The organism is Luteimonas colneyensis (assembly GCF_014836665.1).
GTDB classification, from domain to species: domain Bacteria; phylum Pseudomonadota; class Gammaproteobacteria; order Xanthomonadales; family Xanthomonadaceae; genus Luteimonas; species Luteimonas colneyensis.
On the sequence record NZ_JACSQJ010000002.1, the window covers coordinates 1 to 25,802 of the forward strand.

16 protein-coding genes are annotated in these 25,802 nt (G+C 71.9%); 7 read left to right on the forward strand and 9 right to left on the reverse strand.

The genetic code is table 11. From position 1 onward, the window contains the following. Window positions 1-168 precede the first annotated feature (168 nt). Window positions 169-1,380, reverse strand: coding sequence for an NAD(P)/FAD-dependent oxidoreductase (locus tag H9645_RS04150; RefSeq protein ID WP_191728487.1), 1,212 nt, complete (start codon window positions 1,378-1,380; stop codon window positions 169-171). 128 nt (window positions 1,381-1,508) lie between these two features. Between H9645_RS04150 and H9645_RS04155 the strand changes: the two genes are divergently transcribed. Next, window positions 1,509-3,539 (forward strand): PQQ-dependent sugar dehydrogenase, encoded by a 2,031-nt coding sequence (locus tag H9645_RS04155; RefSeq protein ID WP_191728488.1) that lies wholly within the window; start codon window positions 1,509-1,511, stop codon window positions 3,537-3,539. 11 nt (window positions 3,540-3,550) lie between these two features. Here the strand turns inward: H9645_RS04155 and H9645_RS04160 are convergent, their stop codons facing one another. The 5 genes from H9645_RS04160 to H9645_RS04180 form a co-directional block, all read right to left on the reverse strand. Then, window positions 3,551-3,991 (reverse strand): CopD family copper resistance protein, encoded by a 441-nt coding sequence (locus tag H9645_RS04160; protein WP_191728489.1) that lies wholly within the window; start codon window positions 3,989-3,991, stop codon window positions 3,551-3,553. Window positions 3,992-4,090: 99 nt separating this feature from the next. Further along, entirely contained in the window at window positions 4,091-7,351 is a 3,261-nt protein-coding gene (locus H9645_RS04165) for an ankyrin repeat domain-containing protein (protein WP_225218009.1), read from the reverse strand. A gap of 10 nt (window positions 7,352-7,361) precedes the next feature. Beyond that, window positions 7,362-7,634, reverse strand: a complete 273-nt coding sequence (locus H9645_RS04170; protein ID WP_189496351.1) for a YcgL domain-containing protein — start codon at window positions 7,632-7,634, stop codon at window positions 7,362-7,364. 98 nt (window positions 7,635-7,732) lie between these two features. Further along, window positions 7,733-8,746 (reverse strand): cytochrome d ubiquinol oxidase subunit II, encoded by a 1,014-nt coding sequence (cydB, locus tag H9645_RS04175; RefSeq protein WP_191728491.1) that lies wholly within the window; start codon window positions 8,744-8,746, stop codon window positions 7,733-7,735. Next, window positions 8,746-10,200, reverse strand: coding sequence for a cytochrome ubiquinol oxidase subunit I (locus tag H9645_RS04180; protein WP_191728492.1), 1,455 nt, complete (start codon window positions 10,198-10,200; stop codon window positions 8,746-8,748). Before H9645_RS04180 ends, cydB begins: the two co-directional genes overlap by 1 nt. Window positions 10,201-10,373: 173 nt before the next feature. On the opposite strand from H9645_RS04180, the gene H9645_RS04185 reads away from it, so the two are divergent. Together H9645_RS04185 and hemF are read left to right on the forward strand one after the other, a co-directional pair. After that, the gene (locus H9645_RS04185) at window positions 10,374-12,764 is read left to right on the forward strand and encodes a S9 family peptidase (protein ID WP_191728493.1); all 2,391 of its coding nucleotides are present in this window, start codon (window positions 10,374-10,376) and stop codon (window positions 12,762-12,764) included. A gap of 101 nt (window positions 12,765-12,865) precedes the next feature. After that, window positions 12,866-13,795: an oxygen-dependent coproporphyrinogen oxidase gene (gene hemF / locus H9645_RS04190; protein ID WP_191728494.1), complete on the forward strand. Its 930-nt coding sequence runs from the start codon at window positions 12,866-12,868 to the stop codon at window positions 13,793-13,795. Window positions 13,796-14,016: 221 nt separating this feature from the next. Here hemF and H9645_RS04195 read toward each other — a convergent pair whose 3' ends face one another. Then, entirely contained in the window at window positions 14,017-14,496 is a 480-nt protein-coding gene (locus tag H9645_RS04195; RefSeq protein ID WP_191728495.1) for a DUF421 domain-containing protein, read from the reverse strand. Between the two features lie 111 nt (window positions 14,497-14,607). On the opposite strand from H9645_RS04195, the gene H9645_RS04200 reads away from it, so the two are divergent. After that, window positions 14,608-15,642, forward strand: a complete 1,035-nt coding sequence (locus H9645_RS04200; protein WP_191728496.1) for a LacI family DNA-binding transcriptional regulator — start codon at window positions 14,608-14,610, stop codon at window positions 15,640-15,642. Between the two features lie 35 nt (window positions 15,643-15,677). Here H9645_RS04200 and H9645_RS04205 read toward each other — a convergent pair whose 3' ends face one another. Both H9645_RS04205 and H9645_RS04210 read right to left on the reverse strand, forming a co-directional pair. Beyond that, window positions 15,678-17,375 (reverse strand): alpha-amylase family glycosyl hydrolase, encoded by a 1,698-nt coding sequence (locus H9645_RS04205; protein WP_191728497.1) that lies wholly within the window; start codon window positions 17,373-17,375, stop codon window positions 15,678-15,680. Next, complete coding sequence (locus H9645_RS04210; RefSeq protein WP_191728951.1) at window positions 17,375-18,853, reverse strand: MFS transporter; 1,479 nt, start codon at window positions 18,851-18,853, stop codon at window positions 17,375-17,377. Before H9645_RS04210 ends, H9645_RS04205 begins: the two co-directional genes overlap by 1 nt. A gap of 162 nt (window positions 18,854-19,015) precedes the next feature. Between H9645_RS04210 and H9645_RS04215 the strand changes: the two genes are divergently transcribed. From H9645_RS04215 to H9645_RS04225, 3 genes are all read left to right on the forward strand, one after another. Then, window positions 19,016-20,650 (forward strand): alpha-glucosidase family protein, encoded by a 1,635-nt coding sequence (locus tag H9645_RS04215; protein ID WP_191728498.1) that lies wholly within the window; start codon window positions 19,016-19,018, stop codon window positions 20,648-20,650. Window positions 20,651-20,698: 48 nt separating this feature from the next. Then, window positions 20,699-23,635, forward strand: coding sequence for an alpha-1,6-glucosidase domain-containing protein (locus H9645_RS04220; RefSeq protein WP_225218010.1), 2,937 nt, complete (start codon window positions 20,699-20,701; stop codon window positions 23,633-23,635). Between the two features lie 80 nt (window positions 23,636-23,715). After that, entirely contained in the window at window positions 23,716-25,788 is a 2,073-nt protein-coding gene (locus tag H9645_RS04225; RefSeq protein WP_191728499.1) for a glycoside hydrolase family 97 protein, read from the forward strand. Window positions 25,789-25,802: the final 14 nt, after the last annotated feature.

Consider the following 25,802-nt stretch of genomic DNA (forward strand, 5'->3'; position numbering starts at 1 on the left):
GCGTACACCACCACGGAGCCGACTTGCATCACGACCCAGCTCCGCAAGCATCACTGGCCGTAGCAGACGCCGATCCAACATCACCACAGCCAGCTCGACCGCGAGCCTCTTCTCCTCACCTGCGAGAAGAATCTTTTCATTGCGGTGCCTGCCCCGGGAGTTCGCGCTTCACTTCAGCCTGGCGAACGAGAACAGCTCCGCCAGCGGATGCCGCCGGCGCTCCACCAGCGCCCGCAGCAGGCCGGCGCCGAGCATGCTGTAAGTGATGCCGTTGCCGCCGTAGGCCATGGCGAAGTGCACGCGCGGCCCGTACTGGGCATGCGGGCCGAAGAACGGCAGGCCGTCCGCGGTCTCGGCGAAGGTGCCGGCCCAGGCGAAGGCCGGCGCCAGCGGCAGGTCGGGGAACAGCGCGGCCACCTGCTTCCGCAGCCGCCCGGCCTTGGCATCGACCCGCCGGTCGCGCCGCGCGGCGACGTCGATCGCATCGTCCTCGCCGCCCACCAGCAGGCGATCGTCGGACGTACTGCGCATGTAGAGGTAGGGCCGGGCGGTTTCCCACAGCAGCGTGCGGCGCAGCGCGCCCAACCGCTCCGGCGCGATGGGATCGGTCACGAAGGCGTAGCTGCTGCGGTTTCGCGCGACCCGCTGCCGCAGCCACGATTGGCCGGCATAGCCGGCGGCGAGGACCACGTGGCGTGCCCGCACGGTGGCGCCGGCGTCGGTGCGCAGGGTCACGCCACGGGCGTCGGGCACGATGTCCTCGACCCGCGTGCGGTCGTGCACGTGCACGCCGGCGGCCCGGAGCTTCGCGAAGATGCGCAACGCCAGCCGATAGCTGTCGACCTGGGCACCGGTCCGGCTGAGGATCGCGCAGGGCGCGTCGAAACCGTAGCGGTCCCGGACGTCGCCGGAATCAAGCCACGCCACCGCGAAGCCACGTGCGGCGCGGGCCTCGAACTCCTCGCGCAGGGCGCCGCGATGCCGGCGCTTGCTCGCGTAGTACAGGCTGCCGCAGCGCCGGAAGCCGACGTCGCGCACGCGCGCGGCCAGTGCCGCGAGCTGGTCGATCGCCTCCACGCAGGACCGGTAGGCGAGAAGTGCCGCGGCCTCGCCGTGTCGCCTCGCCAGATCGACCATGTGCGTGTCGATCTCGTACTGCAGCAACGCCGTGCTCACCGCGCTGCTGCCCCAGCCGACGTCGCGTTGCTCGAGGACGGCGACCTCGTGCCCGTGGGCCGCGAACTCGTCGGCGATCAGCGCGCCGGTGACGCCACCACCGACCACCGCGACGTCGCAGCGAAGGTCGCGCTCGAGCGGGGGAAAGGCGTGCATCAGCCCGTTCTTCACCGCCCACCAGGGGTAGCCGCTCTTCAGGTCCATGTGCCGGGGTCCGCGGGGAGGAAACCCGGCGCAGTCTGCACAAGCTGGTGGTGAACCCGGTTTCACGATGCACGGTCCCTGCGCAATACTCGGGCCTTTCGCCACGGCCACGCCCCGGGGGTTCCGCAATGCGCAAGACCCTGTCCCGTCCGCTGTTCGCAGTCGCCGCCCTCCTCGCCTACGGCCATGCCGATGCCAGCCTGCACGGGCGCAACGGCTTCTCCGGCAACCCCGCCACGCAGAACGGCGCGACGTGCACCGCCTGCCATGCCCGCGGTGCCAGCACGCCCACGGTCACCATCAGCGGGCCGCAGGTGCTCGATGCCGGCACCATCGCCGATTTCACGGTGACCATCAGCGGTGGCCCCGGCGCGACCGGCGGCCTGGGCGTGTCGTCGTCGGGTGCCGCCGGCAGCTTCCAGGCCCCCGGCAAGGACGTGCACGTGATCGGCGGCGAGATCTCGCACACGCAGCCCAAGGCCTTTTCCGGCGGCGCGGTGAGCTTCGGCTTCCGCTGGCGCGCACCGACCTGGAACGGTCCGGTCACGCTGTACGCCGCCGGCAATTCGACCAACGGCCAGCTCGACCTGCTCGGCGACGGGGTCGGCACCGGCCAGCTCGCGATCACCGTGCGCAACGGCAGCGGCGGCCCGCCGGAGCCGCCCGCGCCGCCGCCGTCGGAAGCGACCCTGGAGCCGTTCGCCAGCGGGCTGTCGCAGCCGGTGGTCATCACCCACGCCGGCGACGCGCGCCTGTTCGTGGCCGAGCAGCCCGGCCGCATCCGCGTGATCGACCAGGGCACGCTGCGCCCGCTGCCCTTCCTGGACATCCAGGACCGGGTCGACGACTCGGGCAACGAGCAGGGCCTGCTCGGCCTCGCCTTCCATCCGCAGTACGCGAAGAACGGCTGGTTCTACGTCAACTACACCTTCGATCCACCCGGCAGCGGCCTCGACCGCACCCGCATCTCGCGCTTCAAGGTGGGCACGGACGCCAACGTGGCCGACCCCGCCTCCGAGCTGGTGCTGCTGGAGTTCGAGCAGCCCTACAGCAACCACAACGGCGGCGACATCCAGTTCGGCCCCGACGGCTACCTCTACATCGCCTCGGGCGACGGCGGCAGCGGCGGGGACCCGCAGAACAATTCGCAGAACCCCGGCCGCCTGCTCGGCAAGCTGCTGCGGATCGACGTCGACGGCAGCGGCGGGCGCGACTGCAGCATCGCCAGCGGCGCCAACTACGCCATCCCCGCCGGCAACGCCTACGCCGACGGCCCCGGCGGCGCCGGCTGCGACGAGGTCTTCGCGCTGGGCCTGCGCAATCCCTGGCGCATCGCCTTCGACGCCCTGCTGGGCGACCTGTGGATCGCCGACGTCGGCCAGAACGCCTACGAGGAGATCAACTTCATCCCGGCCGGCACCGGCGGCGGCCTCAACTTCGGCTGGCGCTGCTACGAGGGCGACCAGCCCTACAACACCGCCGGCTGCAGCGGCGCCTACTTCGAGCCGCTGGCGACCACCAGCCACTCCGCCGGCAACTGCTCGATCACCGGCGGCCGCGTCTACCGGGGCGCCGCCTACCCGTCGCTGGCGGGACGCTACTTCTTCACCGACTACTGCAACACCGCGGTGCGCACGATCACCTTCGACGCCGGCCAGCCGCGCATCGAGGACCCGATCCCCGCCGGCACGATCAGCCAGCCGGTGGCCTTCGGCGAGGACGCCGACGGCGAGCTCTACCTGGCCAGCCTCACCGGCACCCTCTACCGCATCGTCGGCACCGGCGACACGGTGGAGTCCCGGGTGTCGACGCTGTCGGGGCAGTGCCTGCACGCGCCATCGCCCGCGGCCGGGACCGCGCTCGCCGCCTGGCCCTGCACCGGCGCGGCCGGGCAGCGCTGGATCCTGCGCGGCGACGGCTCGCTGTACAACCCGGCCTCGGAGCGCTGCGCCGCCGCCTCGGGCACGACCCACGGCGCGGCGCTGCGGCTGCAGGCCTGCAGCGGCGTGGCCACCCAGCGCTTCACCGCCACCCAGGCGGGCGAACTGCGCGTGGCCGGACTGTGCATGGACCATTCGCGCACGAGGCGCCGCGCGGTCCAGGCGTCCACCTGCACCGGCATCGACAGCCAGGCCTGGCTACTCTCGCCGGCGGACTGAGGCGCGGGGCCTCAGCCCAGGTGGAACATGAGCTTGGCCAGCAGCACGATGCCGACCATGTGCCAGAACAGGCTGACGTGGAGGCGCCTGGACACGGAAGACACCAGGCGCCCACTGCGGCGCAGTGACATCGCCAGGATGAAGTGGCCGGCGACGCTGAACGCGAGCACGATCTTGAGCGCCAGCAGCAGGCCGAAGCCGCCGGCCAGCGCGTCCGCGAGCAGCGCGCGATAGCGCCAGGCCATGCCCAGTCCGCTGCCGTAGAGCACCAGCAGCACCCACGGCATCAGCCGGCTCGCGCGGCGGCCGATGCCGGCCTCGACCAGGTGCATGGCGTTGCGCGGCACGTGCCGGCGCACGCGCTCGAGGATCAGCACCTCGAAGAACACGGTGCCCACGAACACGAACGCGGCGAACAGGTGCAGGACGTGCATGACGGCGTAGTGGCCCATGCCGCCATGGTCGCGCCCGTGCCGCCCCGGTTCCCATGATCCGGGTCAAGCCGCACGGACATGCCGTGCACCTGTCCCGCCCGCGCTGCGGCGTTGACGTCAGCCCCGGTCGCGCAGGAACCGCGCCATCGACACGCCCGACGGCGGCGGTGCGAACTCGGCGGCCACGTCGATGAAGCCGCGCATCACCGCGACCTCGCGCGGCGTGCGGTTGAGCGCGTCGCGCAGGTCGGGATCGCAGCCGGCGCGCAGCAGGTGGCGGGCCAGGCGCAGCAGGCCGTGCAGGGCGGTCAGGTGCAGCGGGCCGAAGCCGCGCGGGTCCTGCGCGTCCAGCCGCGTGTCCTCGTCGAGCAGGCGGTCGACCGCGGCCTGCACCACGTCCTCGTCGCAGGCGGTGCCGGGCTCGGCGCGCGCGCCCAGCAGCAGCAGCAGCGGCGTGACCCCGCCGGCGGCCTCGGCGTCGGCCTCGGCACCGGCCAGCAGCAGGGTGTCGAACAGGGCCAGCAGGCGCGGGCGGTCGCGCGCGGTGAAGCCGTAGAGCGCGGCGCAGTGCAGCGGCGTCAGGCCCTGGGCGTCGGCGGCCTGGATGTTGGCGCCGGCGGTGAGCAGGCGCGCGCAGATGTCGGGCATGCCGAGCGCGGCGGCGATCATCAGCACGGTGACGTCGCCGGGCAGGCGGTGTTCGAGCGCGACCTTCGCGCGCAGCAGGCGTTCGACGATGACGCCGTGGCGCATGCTGACCGCGGCCGAGAGCGGGGTGGCGCCGGTGTGCGCGGCGCGCTGCGGGTCGGCGCCGCGCTCGAGCAGCAGCTCCAGCACCTCGGCGTGGCCGCCGCCGGCGGCGCGCAGCAGGCCGGTGCAGCCCTTGTCGTCGACGGCGTCGACCGCGAATCCGAGATCGAGCAGGCGGCGCACGGCGCCGGCATCGCCGGCCATCGCGGCGGCCGGCACGTCGGCTTCGCGCAGCGGGCGGCCGGGAAGCGTCCAGCCGGTCCAGTCCAGCCAGTCGGCGAGGTCGCGGCGGCCGGCGGACAGCGCCACGCCCAGCGGCGTCTGGCCGTCGGCGGCGCGCACCGCCGGCGAAGCGCCGCCCCTGACGAGCAGTCGCAGCGCCGGCTCGCGGCCGAGCGCGGCGGCCAGGTGCAGCGCGGTCATGCCGTGGCCGTCGCGGCGGTCGAGATCGACGCCGTCGGCGACCAGGCGCTCGAGCAGGCGCATCCAGCCCAGCCGCACCGCCAGCCCCGCCGCGGGATCGCCGCCAGGCGACGGGGCCAGGATGTCGGCGCCGCGCTCGACCAGCTCCAGCGCGAACTGCTCCAGCCCGCGCGCCGCCTGGTCCTCGCGCACGCAGGCCTCGAGGAAGCGCGCCAGGCCGCCGGCGCCGGCCGGCGATGCGCCGCCGCGCAGAAGCGCCTGGGCGGCGGGCAGCGCCGCCGTGCCCCGGCCCAGCAGCTGCAGCAGCGCGGTGTCTTCGCCCTCCGCGCGCGCATCCGGGTCGGCGCCGTTGCGCAGCAGCCACTCGATGCGTGCCGGCGCCGGCGGCGACTCGCCATCAAGCAGCAGCCCGCCAAGTTCGGCGGGAGAAACAAGCTGCGCCAGCGGCTCGAGTTCCTCGAAACGGCCCTCGGCGAGCTGTTCGCGCAGCACCTCCAGCGGCGCGCGGTCGACCGGCGCTTCGCTGTCGCCGCCAAGGACGCTGGCCGGGAGCGGATGCGCCGGGTCGAGCACGGCGACCATCGCCCAGCGCCCGCCGGACGCCGCATGCTCGACCGGGCGCTTGCCGCCTTCGTCGGCCAGCTGCGCGTCGACCTCCAGTTCGAGCAGGCGCGTGGCCAGCGCCGCGCTGCCGCTGCCGCACAGGCAGGCCAGGTGCAGGGCGTTGCGGCCTTCGGCGTCGACGGCGTGCACGTCGGCGCGGCCGGCCAGCAGGTCGAGCGCGGCCGCGTGCCCACCGGCGGCGGCGTCCAGCAGCGGCGTGCGCCCGGCGGCGTCGCGGGCGTCGGCGTCCGCCTTCGCCTCGAGCAGCGCGGCCATGATCTCGACGTGGCCAGCGAGCGCGGCCTCGTGCAGCGCGCTGCGGCCGCGGGCGTCGCGGGCGTCCACGCGGGCCTTGTGCCGGAGCAGCAGGGCGACGCCGGCGGCATCGTCGTCGTCGCCGCCGGCCGCGGCCAGCAGCGGCGGCGAGCCGCCTTCGGGCTCGGTGCGCGCGCCGCGTTCGAGCAGGAAGCGGGCGAGGCGCCAGTTGCCGCAGCCGCAGGCGATGCCGAGCGGGGTCACGCCGTCGGCGTTGCGGGCATCGAGCTCGGCGGCGGCGTCGCGCAGCAGGGCGGCGACGCCGGGATCGGAGCTGCGCGCGGCGTGGTGCAGCGGCGTGTTGCCGTCGCGGTCGGCGGCGCGCGGGTCGGCTCCGTTGGCGAGCAGGGTCATCACCGCTTCGGGGCGGCCGTGCCAACTGTCGCGGGTCGCCGCCAGCAGCGGCGTCAGGCCGGCGTGCGCGTCGTTGAGGTCGACGCCGCGGGTGATCAGGTCGCGCAGCAGGCGCAGGTCCGGCAGCACCGCCGCCAGCACCGCCAGCGAGCGCTGGTCGCGGCTCTCCGGCTCCGGCCGGGCGTGCGGATCGGCGCCCTGGGCCAGCAGGTCCAGGGCCCGCTCGACCCGGCCGCCGCGCGCCGCGGCATACAGGGCCGCGACGGGGTCGGCGGCCGCGGCTTCGGCATCGTCCAGCGCGGCCGGGTGCGCCGGCTCGGGCATCTCGAGCACGTCCAGCGCCACCTGCGCCAGCGGCGTGCGCAGCAGCGCCAGGTGCAGCAGCGGCCAGGCGATGGCGGCCAGCACCGCCAGGATCCAGCGCGCGCCACCGGCCACCAGGCCCGGCCATGCGAGCGCCAGCGCCAGCGCGAGGATGGCGGCGATCGCGAGCGCGGCGCCAAGCCCGCGCCAGCTGGAGCCATCGACCTCGTCGAGCGAACTCCAGTGCCCGGCCAGCGTCCGGCCGCCCTCGCCCTCGGCGCGCTGCCACAGCGGCCACAGCCGCCAGAGCGCGATCACGCCCAGGCCGGCGGTGGCGCTGAGCGCGAGCGCCGGGCCGGGCGAGGCGCCGCGGCTGGCAACCAGCGCCGACAGCGGCCAGCCCACCAGCAGTGCGCCCGCGGCCAGCGCCAGGCTCCACAGCAGCAGCACGGCCAGCAGGTCGCGGCGGAGCGCGGCTCCGGCGGGCAGCCCGCCGCCCAGGCGCGCGCGCAGGCCGAGCGCCAGCGCAGGCTGCGCCAGGCAGGCCGCCAGCGCCGCGACCGCGGCCTCCGGTGCGCCGGCCAGCAGCGCCAGCAGGACGCCGGCAACCAGCGGCAGCCAGGTCTTCATGGACGCGCGCTCAGGCATCGGTGCCCCAGTCGCCGGTCAGCGGATCCACGCCCGCGCGGGGCGGCATCTGCAGGTGGAAGCCGCGGCCGGCGAGGTTGGCGCGGACCACGTCGGCGTCCTCGCGCGCAAGGCGGCGGCCGGGGACCAGCGCGACCTCGAGCACGAAGCGCAGCTCGCCGAGCTCGCCGCGGACCGGGTCGGGGATGCGGCCGAAGTCGTCGCGGCCGGCGAGGTAGACGTAGGTATCGGCCTTTCGAAGGCTCTTGTAGACGAAGGCTTGCATCGGCGGTTCCAGCGCGCGGGCGCACGCGTGCAGGGATGAAGCATAAAGCAAGCGCGCCGCGGCGCCCCGGCGCCGCGCGTGGACGGCGCGGCGGAGGCTCAGTGGTAGCCGGCGTCGGCCTGGATCTTGCCCCGGAACACCGAGTACGACCACGCGGTGTAGCCGAGGATGATCGGCAGCAGGATGGCCAGCCCGACCAGGGTGAAGCCCTGCGACGACGGCGGCGAGGACGCATCCCAGATGCTCAGCGACGGCGGGATGATGTTCGGCCAGATCCCGACCACCAGCCCCGCGAAGCCGAGCACGAAGAAGCTCAGCGTCAGCAGGAACGGGCGCGCGTCGCGCCCTTCGCGCATCGCCGCGCGCCACAGCCAGAACGCGTTCACCAGCGCCAGCAGCGGCACCGGCGCCAGCCACCAGAAGTTGCCGCCCTCGAACCAGCGCGCCATGACCTGGGAGTCGAGGAACGGCAGCCAGGTGCTGACCAGGCCCATGAACGCGACCACCACCAGCACCAGCGGCCGGGTCACCGTGCGCGCCACCTGCTGCAGGCGGCCTTCGGTCTTCAGGATCAGCCAGCCCGCGCCGAGCAGCGCATAGCCGAACACCACCGCCACGCCGGTCAGCATCGAGAACGGGCTGAACCAGTCGAGCGCGCCGCCGAGGTACTTGCCCTCCTCCAGCGGCATGCCCTCGACCAGCGCGCCCAGGATCACGCCCTGCGCGAACGCCGCCACCATCGAGCCGGCCGCGAACGCGCCGCCCCAGAAGCGCTTCCCGCGTCGGGCCTTGAAGCGGAACTCGAAGGCGACGCCGCGGAAGATCAGCGCCACCAGCATCACCAGCACCGGCAGGTACAGCGCCGACAGCAGGATCGCGTAGGCCCTGGGGAAGGCGGCCAGCAGTCCGGTGCCGCCGAGCACCAGCCAGGTCTCGTTGCCGTCCCAGATCGGCGCGGCGGTGTTCATCATGTGGTCGAGCTGGTCGCCGTCCTCGGCGAAGGGCGCGAGGATGCCCAGGCCCAGCACGAAGCCGTCGAGCAGCACGTACATCATCACGCCGAAGCCGATCACGAAGTACCAGGCCACCGGCAGCCAGGTCGCGGTCTCCATCACGGGCCCTCCGTGCGCGTGGGTGCCGTGCCCGCCGGCGCCGTGCTGGCGGGCTCAGTGCTGGCATGCTCGCGCTCGCCGACCGAGAGCGGGCGCGCCGGGGTCTTGTCGCCGCCCTCGGTGCGCGGCGGCTCCTCGAACGGCTGCGGCCCCTTGCGCACCAGGCCCAGCAGGTACCAGATGCCGGCCCCGAAGATCACCGCATAGGCCACCGCATAAGTGGCCAGCGAGGTCATGACGGCCGCCGCGGTGATGTTGGGGCTCACCGCATCGCTGGTGCGCAGCAGCCCGTACACCACCCAGGGCTGGCGGCCGATCTCGACCACGTACCAGCCCGCGAGCAGCGCGATGAAACCCGCCGGGCTCAGCAGCCGCCAGCCGTCGAGCAGCCAGCGCGACTCGAACAGCCAGCCGCGCCGCCAGGCCCAGGCCGAGGCCAGCGCCAGCAGCAGCATCGCCACGCCCAGCCCGACCATGATCCGGAAGCCCCAGAACACCGGCGCGATCGGCGGCCGTTCGCTTGCCGGCACCGCGGTCAGCGGCTCGACCTCGCCGTCCCAGCTGTGGGTCAGGATCAGGCTGCCCAGGCGCGGGATGGCGACTTCGTAGCGGTTGTTCTCGTTCTCCGCGTCGGGGATCGCGAACAGGATGAGCGGAACGCCGGCACCCGGTTCGCCGTGCTCCCAGTGCGCCTCCATCGCCGCCAGCTTGACCGGCTGATGTTCGCCGACGTTGAGCCCGTGCAGGTCGCCAACCAGCACCTGCAGCGGCAGCGCGATCGCGGCAAAGGCCACCGCCAGTTTCAGCATCCGGCGCCCCTCCTCCACGTGCACGCCGCGCCGCAGGTACCAGGCGCTGACGCCGCCGATCACGAAGCAGGTGGTGATGAAGGCCGCCAGCACCATGTGCGCCAGGCGGTAGGGGAACGAGGGATTGAAGATCACCGCGAACCAGTCGACGGGCACGAACATCCCGTCGACCACCTCGTGGCCCTGCGGCGTCTGCATCCAGCTGTTCGCGGCCAGGATCCAGAAGGTCGAGAACAGCGTGCCCAGCGCGACCATGCAGGTCGACAGGAAGTGCAGCTTCGGCGACACCCGGTTCCAGCCGAACAGCATCACGCCGAGGAAGCTGGCCTCGAGGAAGAACGCGGTCAGCACCTCGTAGCTCAGCAGCGGGCCGAGGATGGCGCCGGCGCGCTCGCTCAGCACCGCCCAGTTGGTGCCGAACTGGAAGCTCATCACGATGCCGCTGACCACGCCCATGCCGAAGCTGATGGCGAAGATCCTCAGCCAGAAGAAGTACAGGTCGCGCCACTTCCCGTCCTGCGTGCGCAGCCAGCGCCACTCGAGGAAGGCGAGCCAGTGCGCCAGGCCGATGGTGAAGGCCGGGAACAGGATGTGGAAGGTGATGACGAAGCCGAACTGGATCCTCGACAGCAGCAGGGCATCCACGCGGTTCTCCGTGGCGTTCAGGACAGGGCAAACGCCATTCTGCGCCGGCACGCCCGCGCTGCGGTTCAGGCGGCGTGAACGCGCCCCGGCGGGCGCGGCCATGACCACCGGCCCAGAGCCGGCGCGGCCGCGGCTGATACGCTGGCGCGTCACGTTTCCGGGGCCATCGCACCATGCACGACCGTTCCGCTGCTTCCCTGCTGTCGCTTTCACTGCTGCTCGCGACGGTGCCGGCGCTGCCGGCTTCGGCCCAGCCCACGCAGGCGCTCGACCTGCACCGGGTGATGGCCGACCCCGACTGGATCGGCGCGCCGGTGGAGCGCATGTGGTGGTCCTGGGACGGCGACACGGCGTATTACCTGGCCAAGCGCAGCGGCAGCAACGTGCGCGACACCTGGGCGCAGCCGGTGGCCGGCGGCGCGGCGCGCGTGGTCGAGGGCGCGGCGCGCGGCGGCATCGATGCCGCCGACCCGCTGTTCGACGCCACCCGCGCGCGCATGGCCTTCCTGCGCAACAGCGACGTCTTCGTGCGCGACCTGCGCAGCGGCGGCCTGACCCAGCTCACCCGCACCGAAGGCGGCGAATCCCAGCTGCAGTGGGGTCGCGACGGCTCGCTGTCCTGGCGCAGCGGCAACGACTGGTTCCGCTGGACCGCCACCACCGGCGTCGGCCAGGCCGCAAGCCTGAAGGCCGAGGACGCGCCCGGCACCGCGCCGAAGCCCGACGCCCTGCGCGAGCGCCAGCTGCGCTACATCGAAACCCTGCGCACCGAGCGCGAGCGCCGCGAGGAGCTGCGCACCCAGGCCGAGGCCTGGCGCAGCGAGGATCCCTCGCGCGCGCCGGCACCGGCGTACCTGGGCAAGGACGTCGAGATCCAGGGCAGCGCGATGTCGCCAGACGGCCGCTGGCTGCTCGTCGTCACCCAGGCCAAGGGCGCGGACGGCGGCCAGGCCGGGAAGATGCCGAAGTACGTCACCGAGTCCGGCTACGAGGAGTTCGAGGACGTGCGCACGCGCGTAGGCCGCAACGATCCGGCGCCGCAGGCGTTCTGGCTGGTCTCGGTGGCCGACGGCCAAGTGCGCGAACTGAAGACCGACGCGCTGCCCGGCATCGCCACCGATCCGCTGGCGGCACTGCGCAAGGCCGCCGGCAAGGACGCGCTGAAGGGCAACCGCCCGGTGCGCGTCGAGGGCTGGGGCGGCGACGTCTCCGGCGGCGCGCGCTGGAGCGACGACGGCCAGGGCCTCGCGCTGATGCTGCACTCGGTCGACAACAAGGACCGCTGGCTGGCCACCGTCGACCTGGCAAAGGCCGCGCTGCAGCCGGTGCATCGCCTGACCGACGAGGCCTGGATCAACTGGAGCTTCAACGAGTTCGGCTGGATGCCGGACGGCCGCACGCTGTGGTTCCTGTCCGAGGAATCGGGCTGGTCGCAGCTGTACACCTCCACCGGCGGCCGCGCGCGCGCGCTGACCTCGGGCCGCTGGGAAGCGTCGATGCCGGTGCTGGCCGCGGATGGCCGCAGCTTCCTGTTCCTGTGCAACCGCGCGCGTCCGGGCGACTACGAGGTCTGCCAGGTCGGCGCCGACGGCGGCGAAGTGCGCGAGCTGACCGCGCTCGACGGCGTCGAGGACTTCGTCGCCTCGCCCGACGGCCGCCAGCTGCTGGTGCGGCACTCGACCAGCTACATGCCGCCGCAGCTGTCGGTGCTCGATGCCGCCGGCGGCGGCGCGCGCCAGCTCACCGACACGCGCACGGCCGAGTTCAAGGCCTACGACTGGCTGCAGCCCGAGACCGTGCAGGTGCCCTCGAAGCACGGCGCCGGCACCGTCTGGGGCAAGTACTACGGTCCGGCCACCATGGAGCCCGGGCGCAAGTACCCGGTGGTGCTGTTCGTGCACGGCGCCGGCTATCTGCAGAACGTCAGCGACCGCTACCCGAACTATTTCCGCGAGCAGATGTTCCACAACATGCTGGTGCAGCAGGGCTACATCGTGCTGGACCTCGACTTCCGCGCGTCCGAGGGCTACGGCCGCGACTGGCGCACGGCGATCTACCGGCAGATGGGGCATCCGGAACTGGAGGACTACCTCGACGGCATCGACTGGATCGTCGCCAACCGCCAGGGCGACCGCGACCGCGTCGGCATCTACGGCGGCAGCTACGGCGGCTTCATGACCTTCATGGCGCTGTTCCGCGAGCCGGGCGTGTTCAAGGCCGGCGCCGCGCTGCGCCCGGTGACCGACTGGTCGCAGTACAACCACGCCTACACCGCCAACATCCTCAACACCCCGGAGCTCGATCCCGAGGCCTATGCGAAGTCCTCGCCGATGGAGTACGCCGAGGGCCTGCAGGATCATCTGCTGATCGCCCACGGCATGATCGACGACAACGTGTTCTACCGGGACTCGGTGATGCTGGCGCAGCGCCTGATCGAACTGCGCAAAGACAAGTGGGAGCTGGCGAGCTATCCGCTGGAGCGCCACGGCTACGTGCACTCAGATTCGTGGTACGACCAGTACCGGCGGATCCACGAGCTGTTCGAGCGCGCGCTGAAGCCCTGATCCCCGCATCCCGCCCCGCTCTTCCGCAGAGCCGCTACAGCGGCTCCTGCAGGGAGCGTCCGGGTGCGGCCTGGTGGCCGCTGACGGCCTACAATCGCGTCATGAACGACTTCGACGCCGTCCGCGACTACCTCACCGGCCTGCAGGACCGCATCTGCGCGGCCATGGAAGGCGCCGACGGCGCCGCCCGCTTCCACGAGGACGCGTGGACGCGCCCCGACGAGAGCGCCAGCGGCGGCCTGTCGGGCGGCGGCCGCACCCGCGTGATGCGCGACGGCGCGGTGTTCGAGCAGGCCGGCATCGGCTTCTCCGACGTGCGCGGCACCCGCCTGCCGCCTTCTGCCACCGCGAACCGGCCCGAGCTCGCCGGCGCCTCCTGGCGCGCGGTCGGCGTATCGCTGGTGTTCCATCCGCGCAATCCGTACATCCCGACCACCCACGCCAACGTCCGCCACTTCCGCGCCGAGCGCGACGGCGAAACGGTGGCGTCCTGGTTCGGCGGCGGCTTCGACCTCACGCCCTTCTATCCCTTCGACGAGGACGTGCTGCACTGGCACCGCACCGCGCGCGCGCTGTGCGAGCCCTTCGGCGGCCAGGCGCGCTACGACGCGCACAAGGCCTGGTGCGACGAGTACTTCTTCCTCAAGCACCGCGGCGAAACGCGTGGCGTCGGCGGGCTGTTCTATGACGACCTGGCCGACGACTTCGAGCGCGACTTCGCCTACACCCGCGCTGTAGGCGACGGCTTCCTCGACGCCTGGCTGCCGATCGTCGAGCGCCGCCGGGCCACGCAGTACGGCGAGCGCGAGCGCGAGTTCCAGCTCTACCGCCGCGGCCGCTACGTCGAGTTCAACCTGGTCTGGGACCGTGGCACCCACTTCGGCCTGCAGTCCGGCGGCCGCAGCGAATCGATCCTGATGAGCATGCCGCCGCTGGCGCGCTGGGAATATGGCTACAGGCCGGAGCCAGGCAGCCCCGAGGCGCGGCTGGACGACTACCTGCGGCCGCGGGATTGGCTTGCGGAGCTTTGACGGAGCGAAACGGCTTTACCACGGATGACGCGGATTGCGCGGATTTACGCGGATCAGGCCGAGGCAAGATCGGTTGCGAAACACCTTTTGAAGGTTTGCCGGGCCCTGGTCGTGGCCCATGCCATCGCCCGGAAGCGATCCGCGTAAATACGCGCAATCCGCGTCATCCGTGGTTGGATGCTCTTGTTCGAGCTTGGTTCCGTGGCAGGAACTGTCCCACCTCAGTCCTTCTTCCGCGGTATCACCGTGATGGTGCCGTCGACCTCCAGGGTGATCATGGCGGCGCCGGAGACATCGGCCAGGCCATTGTCGCGCAGGGCCTCCTCGATGTCCTGGCGGCTGAGGTTCTCCCGCCGCATGGCGGATTCGAACAGCTGGCCGTCGCGGCCCACCAGCACCGGGGTGCCCTCCGCCAGCCGGTCGAGCGTCCTGCTGCGCGAGGTGGCGAAGCCCACGAGCCAGTTCCATGCAATGAGCGTGCCCGCGAGGATGAGGCCGCCGAGCAGCGACACGTCCTCGCCGATCAGCGAGTTCTGCACCGCCGTGCCCAGCAGCACCACCACGAGCAGGTCGAAGGGGGTGAACTGGCCGACCGTGCGCTTGCCCGACATCCGCACCATCGCCAGCACCACGAAATAGACCACGGTGGCGCGCAGCACGAACTCCCACCAGGGCATCGCGAGTTCGAACAGTCCCGACATGGCACGCGCTCCGGCGAAAGAAGCTCCATCAGGCCATCGGCGCCGTGAAGGCGGCGCGTGCCGACGGCGCCGTCATTTCCTACACTGCGCCCCTGTGCACCGGGGAAGGACATGCAGAGCAAACGCGACCGGGTGACCTCGATCGACATCGCCCACCTGGCCGGCGTGTCGCAGGCGACGGTGTCGCGTGTGCTCAACGGCTCGCCGCTGGTGAACGTCGAGACCCGCAGGCGGGTGGAGGCGGCGGTGCGCGAGCTCGGCTATTCGGTCGACCGCCGCGCGTCCAACCTGCGCCTGCAGCGCAGTGGCACGCTCGCGCTGCTGCTGTTCGAGGATCCGACCTCGGACGATTCGCACATCAATCCGTTCTTCCTGGCGATGCTGGGCTCGATCACCCGCGCCGCGGCGCGCGCCGGCTACGACCTGCTGGTGTCCTTCCAGCAGCTGTCCGACGACTGGCACGCCGACTACGCCGGCAGCATGAAGGCCGACGGCCTGATCCTGCTCGGCTACGGCGACTACCTGAGCTACCGCGGCAAGCTGGAAGCGCTGGTGGCGCACGGCACCCGCTTCGTGCGCTGGGGTGCGGTGCTGCCCGACCAGCCCGGGCTGTCGATCGGCTGCGACAACCTGCAGGGCGGGCGCCTGGTGGGCGAGCACCTGCTCGGGCTCGGGCGCCGACGGATCGCCTTCCTCGGCGATGCGTCCACGCACTACCCGGAGTTCTTCGACCGCTACCGCGGCTGCGACGCGGCGCTGCAGGCGGCGGGGCTGGCGATGGACCCGGCGCTGCAGATCGACGCGCAGAGCTCGGAGGACGACGGCTACGGCGCGGCGCGGGCGCTGATCGCGCGCGGCCAGCCTTTCGACGCCGTGTTCGCCGCCAGCGACCTGATCGCGATCGGCGCCCTACGCGCGCTGGCCGAGCACGGTCTGCGGGTGCCGGAGGAGGTGTCGGTGGCCGGCTTCGACGACATCCCGGCGGCGCGCTTCACCACGCCTGCGCTGACCACGGTGGCGCAGGACACGTCGAGCGCGGGGGCGATGCTGGTCGAGACGCTGATGGCGCTGATCGACGGCGGGCCCGCCGCCAGCCGGATGCTGCCGGCGCGGCTGGTCCTGCGGCAGTCCTGCGGGGAGCGCTGAGGCCGGGATCATCGGGGGAGACGGCGCAGCCGGACTCAGTCCCGCGGACGCGCGCCCTCCATCGCCGCGACGAGCGCTTCGCGCAGCGCGGCGTCGCGCACCGGCCCATCGCGCAGGAACACCTCCACGCCGTGCGCCGGGACCGTAGCCTCCAGCGCACCGCCGGCGGCGATATCGACGCGCGCACCGGCAAGCGCGCCACGCCACTCGCCCGGCTCCAGCCACTGCGTGATCCGGAAGTCCGCCGGCGCGTCGCCCTTGTTGAGCAGCACCAGCGCCGTCTGCGCCACGCCCCCGTGCTGCAGCACGCGGTAGAAGGCGGCGCGGTCGCCCTGCAGTTCGAGGTTGAGCTGCAGGCCACGCTGCAGCGCCGGAGTCCCGGCGCGCACGCGGGCGATGCGCGCCATGGCCTCGCGGATGGGATGCCCGAGCGCCGCATCCACGCGCGCCTGGCCGAAGTAGTTGCGGTTGCCGGCGTGCTCGCCGGTACCGCGCATGAAGCCGGTTTCGGAACCGTAGTAGATGACCGGGATGCCGCGCGCGGTGAACAGCCAGTGGTGCGCGTCGATGAAGCCTTCGTCGCTGGCGTCCATGCGCGGCATGTCGTGGTTGTCGTAGAAGGTCATCAGCTCGTAGGGATTGGCGTAGGGCCCTTCGGCGAGGTACAGCCGCTCCTCCAGGCGCTCGAAGCCGGCGCCCTCGCGGCCGAACACCTCCACCAGCCGCTCCTTCAGCGGGAAGTCGAGCACGCTGACGCCGCCGTTCTCCGCCCATGTGTGCGGGGCGATGTTGGCGGCCTCGTGGTCGAAGGCCTCGCCGAACATGAAGAAGCCGGGATGCTTCGCGCGGATCGCATCGCTGAAGGCCTTCCAGAACGGATGCGGCACGTGGCGGATGGTGTCGATGCGGAAGGCGTCGGCGCCCTGCTCGATCCACTGCGAATAGGCGCGAACGAAATAGTCGAGCACCGCCGGGTTGGTGTCGTCGAGGTTCGAGAGCTGGGCCAGGTCGGGCTCGGCGTGGAAGAAGGCGTGCAGCGGATTGTTCGCCGGATCGAGTCCGGCCGGTGCCAGGTTCTGGTGGTCGGCGACGAGGCGGCCATCGGCGTCGTACAGCTCGCCGAACTTCGGCTGGTCGGCCGGCATCGTGAACGAGGGCGAGCCGTGGTTGGCGACGATGTCGAGCACCGTCAGCAGACCCGCGTCGCGCAGCCCGGCGGTGAGCCCCGCGAAGTCCAGTCCCGGGCTCGGCAGGTGCTCGTCGAGCTCGAAGAAGTTCACGCCCCAGTAGCCGTGGTAGCCGGTCTTGCCGCGGTCCTTGAAAAGGGCGTCGGAGTTCTGCGAGTCGCCGCCGGTGAAGGCTTCGTCCGGGTTGTCGACGATGGGCGTGAGCCAGACCGCTCCGAAGCCCATGTCCCGGATGTAGCCGGCGTTGTCGAGCAGGCCGCGGAAGTCGCCGCCGAGGTAGCCGATGTTGTCGCCGCTGTCGCCCGCGCCCGGCGTGGGGCGGTCGAACGTGCGCCGTTCGGGATCCGGCCCGCCCTGGTCGCGGCGGTCGTTGCCGGGATCGCCGTTGACGAAGCGGTCGGTGACCACGAAGTACACCGCGTTCGCGGCGAAGCGTTCGAGGGTGCCGTGGTACTCCGCCATGGGCGGCGCCTCCGCTCCGGGCGGAGCATGCGCGCACCCGGCGACCAGCACGGCAAGGACCGACGGCAGCAGCCAGCGCTTCATCACGAGGCCTCCCGCACGCGCAGCACGCACAGCCCCGACACAACCAGGCTGATGCCACCGATCACCAGCGCGAACTGCGGCTGGTTGCCGAAGAAGGTCTTGAGCAGGAAGCCCAGCAGGCTGGCCGCGACCAGCTGCGGGATCACGATGAAGAAGTTGAAGATGCCCATGTACACGCCCATCTTGCTCGCCGGGACGCTGTCGGACAGCAGCGCATAGGGCAGCGAAAGGATCGAGGCCCAGGCGAAGCCCACGCCCAGCATCGACAGCAGCAGCCAGGCCGGATCGCGGATCAGCAGCATCGACAGCAGGCCCAGCCCGCCCAGCGTGGTGTTCACCAGGTGGCTGGCGCGCAGGCCGATGCGCCGCACCATCCACGGGATCACCACCGCGGCCAGCGCGGCGAAGCCGTTGTAGGCGGCGAACAGCACGCCGACCCAGTTCGCGCCATCGTTGTAGGCGGCCGAACCGGTATCGGTGCTGCCGTAGTGCAGCGCCGTCACCGCCGGCGTGGTGTAGATCCACATCGCGAACAGCGCGAACCAGGAGAAGAACTGCACCAGCGCCAGCCGGGGCATGGTGCCGGGCATGTCGCCCAGGTCGTCCATGATGCTGGCGAAGCCGCCGCCCCCCGCGACGATCGTACGCAACAGCAGCGCGATGCCGTAGGCCGCGACCAGGCCGGCCAGGATGTGGAGCTGCCTGTCCAGGCCCGACCAGGCCACCGCCGCCGCACCGATGGCACCTGCCGACAGCCAGACGAACCCCATCCGCCGCGCCTGCGCCGGATCGCGCGCGCGGCGCGCAAGCGGCGGCGCCTCGTCCCAGGCCTGCAGCCGCTCCGGCGGGTATTCCCGCGTGCGCAGCACCGTCCAGCCCATCGCCAGCAGCAGCACCACGCCGCCGAAGTAGAAGGCGCAGCGCACGGTATCGGGCACTTCGCCGGGACCGGCGGTGTTGCCCACGCCGGCCTTGGCCAGCAGGAAGGGCAGCATGCTTGCCACCACCGAGCCCACGGCGATGAAGAAGCTCTGCATCGCATAGCCCGACGGCCGCTGCCGCGCCGGCAGCTGGTCGCCGACGAAGGCACGGAAAGGCTCCATGGCGATGTTGATCGAAGCGTCGAGCACCCACAGGGTGCCGGCCGCGACCCACAGCGCCGGCGAGTTCGGCATCACGAACAGGGCCAACGTGGCCAGCACCGCGCCGACCAGGAAGTAGGGGCGGCGGCGACCGAGGCCGGTCCAGGTGCGGTCGGACAGGTAGCCCACGATCGGCTGCACGATCAGGCCGGTCAGGGGCGCCGCGATCCACAGGATCGGGATCTGGTCCATGTCCGCGCCCAGCGTCTGGAAGATGCGGCTGACGTTGGCGTTCTGCAGGGCAAAGCCGAACTGGATGCCCAGGAAGCCGAAGCACATGTTCCAGATCTGCCAGAACGACAGCTGCGGCTTCCGGTCGGTGCCCTGCTGCTCCATCCACTGCTCCCCGTGCGTGCTCTCCGCGGCCATGGTAGTCACAGCGCGGGCCGGGCATCGCTGCTGCAAACGTATTCATGGCGAAGCCGCCCGGTGCCGCAACATGCCGCGCGGCGGCCATGGAATAGTGCCCCGGCGTTTGCGGCGAGCAATGGGGACACGATGTCGACGGCGGTTTCGAAGGCGGCGGACTGGTGGCGCGGCGCGGTGATCTACCAGATCTACCCGCGCAGCTTCATGGACAGCAACGGCGACGGCATCGGCGACCTGCCGGGCATCATCGCGCGCCTCGACCACGTCGCCAGCCTGGGGGCGGAGGCGATCTGGGTCTCGCCCTTCTTCAGGTCGCCGATGGCGGACTTTGGCTACGACATCGCCGACTTCCGCGACGTCGATCCGATGTTCGGCACGCTGGACGACTTCGACCGGCTTCTGGCCAAGGCGCACGCGCTGGGCATCAAGGTGATGATCGACCAGGTGCTCAGCCACTGTTCGATCGAACACCCGTGGTTCGCCGAGAGCCGCCAGGACCGGAGCAATCCGCGCGCGGACTGGTTCGTCTGGGCCGACCCGAAGCCCGACGGCACGCCGCCCAACAACTGGCTGTCGCTGTTCGGTGGCGGCGCCTGGACCTGGGAGCCGCGGCGCGAGCAGTACTACCTGCACAACTTCCTGTCCTCGCAGCCGCAGCTGAACTTCCACAACGCGGACGTGCGCGCGGCGGCGCTGGCGAACCTGGAGTTCTGGCTCGAGCGCGGCGTCGACGGCATGCGCCTGGATTCGATCAACTTCTGCTTCCACGACGCCCGGCTGCGCGACAACCCGCCCAAGCCCGCGCACCTGCGCCAGGGCCGCGGCTTCAGCGCCGACAACCCCTACGCCTACCAGTACCACCACTACAACAACACGCAGCCCGAGAACCTCGCGCTGATGGAGGAGCTGCGGGCGCTGTTCGACCGCTACCCGGGCGCGACCACGCTCGGCGAGATCTCGTCGGAGGACTCGCTGGGCACGATGGCGGAGTACGTTACCGACACCCGCCTGCACATGGGCTACAGCTTCGAGCTGCTGGTCGAGGATTCCAGCGCCGCCTACATCCGGCGCACGGTCGAGGACCTCGAATCGCGCATGCAGGGCGGCTGGCCGTGCTGGGCGGTGTCCAACCACGACGTGGTGCGCGCGGTGACGCGCTGGGGCGGCGCTGATCCGTCGCCGGCGCTGGCGCCGCAGCTGGTGGCACTGGTGTGCTCGCTGCGCGGCTCGGTCTGCCTGTACCAGGGCGAAGAGCTCGGGCTCCCCGAGGCCGACGTGCCCTTCGATGCGCTGCAGGATCCCTACGGCAAGGCCTTCTGGCCCAGGTTCAAGGGCCGCGACGGCTGCCGCACGCCGATGCCCTGGGACAGCGATGCGGACGATGCCGGCTTCGGCAGCGTTGCGCCCTGGCTGCCGATCCCCGACGCGCACCGCGCGCTGGCGATGTCGCGGCAGGACGCCGACCCGGCCTCGACGCTCAACGCCAGCCGCCGCTTCCTGCACTGGCGGCGCACGCAGCCGGCGCTGCTGCGCGGCGCGATCGCCTTCGTCGATGCCCCCGAGCCGGTGCTGGCCTTCGTGCGCGAGTTCGAGGGCCAACGCCTGCTGGTGGCCTTCAACCTGTCGGACGCGGCAGTGGGCTGGACGCTGCCGGATATCGGCACGCCGCGCGTGATCGACGGCCACGGCCTGCCGACTGCGCAGCCCGACGGCGGCACCCTGGAACTGCCCGCGCGCGGAGTGTTCTTCGCCGCGCTCGACTGAGGAGACGACGGCATGCGGATGCGGAGCGCTGGGATCGGGATCACGGCGATGCGCGCCGCGCTGCTGGCGGCGATCACCACGGGTAGCCTGGGCGCGGCGGCGGTCGCCGCACCGATGGCGTCGGCCCTCGCCACCGCATTCGCGTCCACGGCTCCCGCGGGCTTCGGTGCAGCCGTTCCGCCGACGCAGGACGCAGCGATTGCGGAGTGCAATGGCCCGGCGTTCGCCACCACGCTGCATGCATGGCCTGGCGCTGCGCCAGCCAACCAGGGCAGCCAGGGTGCCGCCTCTGCGGACGGGGTGGCCAGCCCGCAGCCCGACGCCCGCGCGTACTGGCTCGACCGCAGCCTGATCGCCTGGCCGGGCATGCCGGCAGCCACGTCCGGAGATGACGCAGGCACGCGCTACCGGCTTCTCCACTCCCGCGAGGGCCAGCTGCAGGCCCTCCCCGGCCAGCCGGTGACGGGTGCCGACGAGGCGATTGTCCTCGCGCCGTACGCCGCGTCGCTGCCGTCCACGCTTGCGGAGCGCTTCCGCTTCATCGGCGCCGGACCGGTGTTCGCCCTGCCGCCGGCCGACGTGGCGCGCCTGCCCGCGCTGCTCCGCGGCCAGCTCGTGCTGGTGCGCGAGGACGCCGCGGGCCGGGTGCTCGATGCCACCGCGCTGCAGCTGCCCGGCGCGCTCGACGATCTCTACGCCACCGCCGGGGCCATCGATGATTTCGGCGCGTATCCAGCCGCCGACGCCACCGGCTTCCGGCTCTGGGCGCCGACCGCGCAGCGGGTCGCGCTGTGCCTGTATCCCGACGGCGCCTTGGACGCCTCGTCCATCGTCGCCATGCAGCTCGACGAGGCCACCGGCGCCTGGTCGGCACGACTTCCGGGGGACCTCTCCGGCCAGGCCTACCGCTACCTCGTCGACGTCTTCGTGCCCGGCACCGGCGTGGTGCGCAACCGGGTGACTGATCCCTACTCGGCCACGCTGACCGCGGATTCACGGCGCAGCGTCGTCGTCGACCTCGATGCCACGGCGCTGAAGCCGGCCGGTTGGGACGATGCGCCGCGCCCGGCACCGCTGGACGCGCAGACCGACATGGTCATCCATGAGCTGCACGTGCGTGACTTCTCGCGCGACGATCCGGGCGTGGACGTGGCGAACCGCGGCAGGTACCTCGCCTTCACCGATCCGGGCTCGGCCGGCATCCGCCACCTGCGTGCGCTCGCCGAAGCCGGCCTGACCGACGTGCACCTGCTGCCGGTGTTCGACCTCGCCACCGTGCCGGAGACCGTGTGCGTCGAGCCGACGTTGCCCGACGCTGCGCCCGATTCCGACGCCCAGCAGGCCGCGGTCATGGCCGTCGCCGCGAACGACTGCTTCAACTGGGGCTACGACCCCTTCCATTTCAATGCGCCCGAAGGCAGCTTCGCCAGCGATGCCGCCGACGGCGCGGTACGCGTGCGCGAGCTGCGTGCGATGGTGCAGGCGCTGCACGCCGCCGGACTGCGCGTGGGCATGGACGTGGTCTACAACCACACCAGCGCCTCGGGCCAGGATCCGCGCTCGGTGCTCGACCGCATCGTGCCCGGCTACTACCACCGCCTCGACGCCCATGGTGCGGTGGAGCGCTCGACCTGCTGCGACAACACCGCCACCGAGCACATGATGATGGCGAAGCTGATGATCGATTCGGCCGCGCACTGGGTGCGCCACTACCGCATCGACTCCTTCCGCTTCGACCTGATGGGCCACCAGCCGCGCGAAGCGATGGAGCGACTGCAGGCGCGCGTGGACGCCGCCGCGGGACGCCGCGTGCAGCTGATCGGCGAAGGCTGGGATTTCGGCGAGGTCGCCGGCGGCGCGCGTTTCGTGCAGGCCTCGCAGCGCTCGCTCGGCGGGACGGGCATCGGCACGTTCAGCGACCGTGCGCGCGACGCGATCCGCGGCGGCGGGCCCTCGGATGCGGGCGGGGCGCTGTTCGTACAGGGCTGGGTGAACGGGCTGCACTACGCGCCCAGCGCGGTGACCGCCGCGACCGGAGCCGCACTCGAAGCCCTGGGCGAAGACCATGACCACGGCCGCGGCGCCCTGCTGCACGCCGCCGACCTCGTTCGCGCGGGGCTGGCCGGCACGCTGGCCGACTACGAGCTTGTCGACGCCAGCGGCGCGACCATTCCGCTATCGCGGCTGGACTACAAAGGGCAGCCCGCGGGCTACGCGGCGCAGCCCGGCGAGGTCGTGAACTACGTCGAGAACCACGACAACCAGACCCTGTTCGACATCAACGTCTTCAAGCTTCCGGCCGACACCAGCGCCGGGGACCGCGCGCGCGTGCAGGTGCTGGCGCTGGCGCTGAACGCCTTCAGCCAGGGCATCGCCTACTTCCACGCCGGCATCGAGCTGCTGCGCTCGAAGTCGCTGGACCGCAACAGCTACGACTCCGGCGACTGGTTCAACCGCCTGGACTGGAGCGGCACCGACACCGGATTCGGCCGCGGCCTGCCGCCCGCGCCGGACAACGCCGGCGACTGGGCGCTGATGCGTCCACTGCTGGCCGATGCCGCCATCCGTCCGGAGCCGGAGCAGGTCGCCTTCACCCGCGACGCCTTCCGCGACCTGCTGCGCATCCGCTCGAGCTCCAGCCTGTTCCGCCTGCGCCGCGCCGACGAGGTGCGCGCGCGGCTGCGCTTCCAGAACGTCGGTCCGGCGCAGAACCCGGTGGTGGTCGCCGGTCACCTGGACGGGCGCGGCTACCCGGACGCGGGCTTCGCCGAGCTGCTGTACCTCGTCAACGCTTCGCCGGAGGCGCAGGTGCTGGAGATCCCGGAACTGGCCGGCCGCGCGTTCGCGCTGCACCCGGTGCATCGCGCCGCGGACGCCGCCGATCCGCGTCCGCGCGAGTCCGCCGCCTACGACGCCGTCTCCGGCCGCTTCATCGTTCCGCCGCGAACCGCCCTCGTCTACGTCGTCGAAGCGCCACCCCGGTAGGGGCGGCCATGGCCGCGACCGGAGCCGCGAAAAGCCGCCGCCACGATCGCCCCGCGCGCCCACCACAAGGAATCCGCCAGATGCGCCTTCGCCTCCGCCTGCTCATCCCGGCACTCGCGCTGTGCGCCGCGGCATGCGCCGCCCACGCCGAAACCGTCGCCAGCGTCGAGTCCCCCGGCAAGGTCCTGCGCTTTGAACTCGACCTGCACGAAGGCCGCCTCGGCTACCGCGTGCAGCGCCTGGGCGAGCCGGTGATCGACACCTCGGCGCTGGGCTTCATGCTGCGCGGCAGCGGCAAGCTCGAACGCAACCTCGCGCTGTCCGCACAGGCGACCCGCCGCGTGGACACCACCTGGGAACAGCCCTGGGGCGAGAACCGCTTCGTGCGCGACCACCACAACGAGCTGCGCGCCTCCTTCACCGAAACCATCGTTCCCGGCCGCAGCTTCGACGTGGTCGTGCGCGTGTTCGACGACGGCCTGGGATTCCGCTACGAGGTGCACGCGCCGGCGGGCCCCGCGGCATCGGCATCGGCATCGGCATCGGCATCGGAGTGGATCATCGACGACGAACTCACCGAGTTCGCCATTCACCAGCCCGAGGGCAGCCCGCCGCCCACCGCATGGTGGATCCCCGCCGGCGAGTGGAACCGCTACGAATACCTCTACAGCCGCACGCCGCTCACCGAAGTCACGATGGCGCACACGCCCATCACCCTGCGTACCGCCGACGGACTGCACCTGGCCTTCCACGAAGCGGCGCTGGTGGACTACTCGGGGATGTGGCTGCGCCGCGTCGAGGGCAGCCGCCTGCGCGCGCAGCTTGCGCCGGCCTCGGAGGGCTGGAAGGTGAAGCGCAGCCTGCCCTTCCGCACGCCCTGGCGCACCGTGCAGATTGCCGACAGCGCGGCCGCGCTCTACGCATCCTCCAACCTGATCCTCAACCTGAACGAGCCCAACCGCCTGGGCGACACCAGCTGGTTCACGCCCGCCAAGTACGCCGGAATCTGGTGGTCGCTGCACCTGGAAACCGAGACCTGGGCGACCGGCCCGAACCACGGCGCCACCACCGCCAACACGAAGCGCTACATCGACTTCGCCGCCGACAGCGGCCTGCGCGGCGTGCTGGTGGAAGGCTGGAACCCGGGCTGGGACGGGCAGTGGTTCGGCAACGGCTACGGCTTCGATTTCACCCGCGCCACGCCGGACTTCGACATCGAGGCGCTGTCCGCCTACGGCCGCGAGCGCGGCGTGCACCTCGTCGGCCACCACGAGACCGGCTGCGCCGCCAGCCACTACGAAGACCAGATGGAAGCCGCCTTCGCGATGAACGCGCGCCTGGGCATCGACGCGGTCAAGACCGGCTACGTCTGCGACGCCGGCGGCATGGAGCGTCGCCTGGACGACGGCGGCATCGCCCGCGAATGGCACGACGGGCAGTGGAGTTCGAACCACCACCTGCGCGTGGTCGAAGCGGCCGCGCGCCACCGCATCGCCATCAACACCCACGAGCCGATCAAGGACACCGGCCTGCGCCGCACGTATCCGAACTGGGTCACGCGCGAGGGCGCGCGCGGCATGGAATACGCCGCCTGGGGCCAGCCGCCGAACCCGCCGGAGCACGAGGCCAACCTGTTCTTCACCCGCATGCTCTCAGGCCCGATGGATTTCACCCCGGGCATCCTCAGCCTGCAGGGACGCGGCCAGCCGATCGAAACCACGCTGGCCAAGCAGCTGGCGCTGTACGTGGTGCTCTACAGCCCGCTGCAGATGGCGGCCGACCTGCCGGAGCACTACGCGAAGCATGACGAAGCCTTCCGGTTCATCCGCGATGTTCCGGCCGACTGGGCGGAGAGCCGCGTGCTCGCCGGCGAGGTCGGCGACTTCGTCGTGGTCGCGCGGCGCGACCGCAACAGCGAAGACTGGTACCTGGGCGCGATCACCGACGAGCACGGTCGGCTGCTCGAGGTGCCGCTGTCCTTCCTCGAACCCGGCCGCCGCTACACCGCGCAGGTGTACCGCGATGGTGACGGTGCGCACTGGCGCGATGCGCCCTTCGAGTTCGTACGCGAGCACCTGGACGTCGACACCGATGCGCTGCGCCTGCGCCTGGCCGCGGGCGGCGGGCAGGCCGTGCGCTTCGTCGCACGGTAGTCGGCAGGAACGAC